At 45.5% G+C, this 2993-nt stretch carries 2 tRNA genes and 2 rRNA genes (1 of these 4 cut by a window edge); all 4 read left to right on the top strand.

Annotated features, from left to right (window positions below):
* The first annotated feature begins 252 nt into the window (after nt 1-252).
* Nucleotides 253-1766: ribosomal RNA gene (locus WFZ85_RS15715) — 16S ribosomal RNA — on the top strand.
* 88 nt (nt 1767-1854) lie between these two features.
* A tRNA-Ile gene (locus WFZ85_RS15710) sits at nt 1855-1928 on the top strand.
* Nucleotides 1929-2038: 110 nt separating this feature from the next.
* Nucleotides 2039-2112 (top strand) — tRNA-Ala (locus WFZ85_RS15705).
* A gap of 211 nt (nt 2113-2323) precedes the next feature.
* Nucleotides 2324-2993, top strand: a 23S ribosomal RNA gene (locus WFZ85_RS15700); it runs 2213 nt beyond the window's last position.
* The 16S and 23S rRNA genes sit together here with 2 tRNA genes alongside, the layout of an rRNA operon.

Genomic DNA, 2993 nt, shown 5'->3' with positions numbered 1-2993 from the left:
ATATTTTCAAAATAATTTTTAAAAAATAATTTTAAAAAAGCTTGTTAGGAAAAAAATAATGATTACTTTTGCACCCGCTTTGGGAATGAAAGTGGTATAAAAACAAGAAAATACGTTCATAGACATATTGAATTGACAGCCGTTTCGATAGAGATATCGGGACAAATAAAGAGAGTAAGATAATCGGAAGATTAGAGAAGACTAGCCTTTGTCTACAATACGATGCAGAATTAAGTTTCAGCATAACAATATACGATGAAGAGTTTGATCCTGGCTCAGGATGAACGCTAGCGGCAGGCTTAACACATGCAAGTCGAGGGGTATTGGTTTTCGGACCGAGAGACCGGCGCACGGGTGCGTAACGCGTATGCAATCTACCTTTTACAGAGGGATAGCCCAGAGAAATTTGGATTAATACCTCATAGTATATAATTTTCGCATGTTAATTATATTAAAGTTCCAACAGTAAAAGATGAGCATGCGTCCTATTAGCTAGATGGTAAGGTAACGGCTTACCATGGCTACGATAGGTAGGGGTCCTGAGAGGGAGATCCCCCACACTGGTACTGAGACACGGACCAGACTCCTACGGGAGGCAGCAGTGAGGAATATTGGACAATGGGCGCAAGCCTGATCCAGCCATGCCGCGTGCAGGAAGACGCATCTATGGTGTGTAAACTGCTTTTGTACGGGAAGAAACACTCCCTCGTGAGGGAGCTTGACGGTACCGTAAGAATAAGGATCGGCTAACTCCGTGCCAGCAGCCGCGGTAATACGGAGGATCCAAGCGTTATCCGGAATCATTGGGTTTAAAGGGTCCGTAGGCGGTTTGATAAGTCAGTGGTGAAAGCCCATCGCTCAACGATGGAACGGCCATTGATACTGTCAGACTTGAATTATTAGGAAGTAACTAGAATATGTAGTGTAGCGGTGAAATGCTTAGATATTACATGGAATACCAATTGCGAAGGCAGGTTACTACTAGTAGATTGACGCTGATGGACGAAAGCGTGGGGAGCGAACAGGATTAGATACCCTGGTAGTCCACGCTGTAAACGATGGATACTAGCTGTTCGGAGTAATCTGAGTGGCTAAGCGAAAGTGATAAGTATCCCACCTGGGGAGTACGTTCGCAAGAATGAAACTCAAAGGAATTGACGGGGGCCCGCACAAGCGGTGGAGCATGTGGTTTAATTCGATGATACGCGAGGAACCTTACCAAGGCTTAAATGTAGATTGACCGGTTTGGAAACAGACTTTTCGCAAGACAATTTACAAGGTGCTGCATGGTTGTCGTCAGCTCGTGCCGTGAGGTGTCAGGTTAAGTCCTATAACGAGCGCAACCCCTGTTGTTAGTTGCCAGCGAGTAGTGTCGGGAACTCTAACAAGACTGCCAGTGTAAACTGTGAGGAAGGTGGGGATGACGTCAAATCATCACGGCCCTTACGCCTTGGGCTACACACGTGCTACAATGGACGGTACAGAGAGCAGCCACTGGGTGACCAGGAGCGAATCTACAAAACCGTTCTCAGTTCGGATCGGAGTCTGCAACTCGACTCCGTGAAGCTGGAATCGCTAGTAATCGGATATCAGCCATGATCCGGTGAATACGTTCCCGGGCCTTGTACACACCGCCCGTCAAGCCATGGAAGCTGGGGGTGCCTGAAGTCGGTGACCGTAAGGAGCTGCCTAGGGTAAAACTGGTAACTAGGGCTAAGTCGTAACAAGGTAGCCGTACCGGAAGGTGCGGCTGGAACACCTCCTTTCTAGAGACGATAAAAGGATAAGAATTAAGATTAGACGTTTAGATTACTCTCGCTGTTGGTTCAAATATTATAATAAGCAAAAAAACAGAGTCTCGTAGCTCAGCTGGTTAGAGTACTACACTGATAATGTAGGGGTCCCCAGTTCGAGTCTGGGCGGGACTACTTTATTTTTATATAAGAAATAAAACTGTAAGCTTAAAGGAAATTTTAGAGGTTGAGTGAACCGTTTGAAGTAGTGTTAACTGATGACTGTTAACTAGCAACTAAAAAATGGGGGATTAGCTCAGCTGGCTAGAGCGCCTGCCTTGCACGCAGGAGGTCAACGGTTCGACTCCGTTATTCTCCACAAAAAGAGTGGTCAGTCCACAGTAATTAGTGTTTAGTGATAACTGAATACTACAAACTGAATACTGAGCACTGCTTTAAGGTTCATTGACATATTGAGATAAGAAAATATTTAAAAAGTAGAAAGAACATGATAGTATCAAGATGATAGTATCAAGTATCAAGACATTAGTCTTAGTACTTAATATTACAATCTTACTACTACGTAAGTACAATAAGCAAAATAAGGGCGTATGGGGGATGCCTAGGCTCTCAGAGGCGAAGAAGGACGTGATAAGCTGCGAAAAGCTACGGGGATTGGCACACACGAATTGATCCGTAGATATCCGAATGGGGCAACCCACTATGTTGAAGACATAGTACACCGATAGGTGGGCAAACCCGCTGAACTGAAACATCTAAGTAGGCGGAGGAGAAGAAAACAAAAGTGATTCCGTAAGTAGTGGCGAGCGAACGCGGATTAGCCCAAACCAGTGTTGTTACGGCAATGCTGGGGTTGTAGGACCACGACATTTCTTGCGGATTGAATTAGAACTACCTGGAAAGGTAGACGATACAGGGTGATAGTCCCGTATAAGTAAGAGAAGATAAGGATAGTGGTATCCTGAGTAGGGCGGGGCACGTGAAACCCTGTCTGAATTTGGCGGGACCATCCGCTAAGGCTAAATACTCCTGAGAGACCGATAGTGAACCAGTACCGTGAGGGAAAGGTGAAAAGAACCGTGAATAACGGAGTGAAATAGATCCTGAAACCATACGCTTACAAGCGGTCGGAGCCCTTAAGTGGGGTGACGGCGTGCCTTTTGCATAATGAGCCTACGAGTTAACGTTGCTGGCAAGGATAAGAGCTTAAGGCTTGGATCCGTAGCGAAAGCGAGTCTG

Origin of the sequence: Flavobacterium aureirubrum, from assembly GCF_038739835.1 — a bacterium.
Taxonomy (GTDB): domain Bacteria; phylum Bacteroidota; class Bacteroidia; order Flavobacteriales; family Flavobacteriaceae; genus Flavobacterium; species Flavobacterium aureirubrum.
Note: the sequence above shows the minus strand (reverse complement) of the source record. Positions and strands in the feature narration are given on the sequence as shown.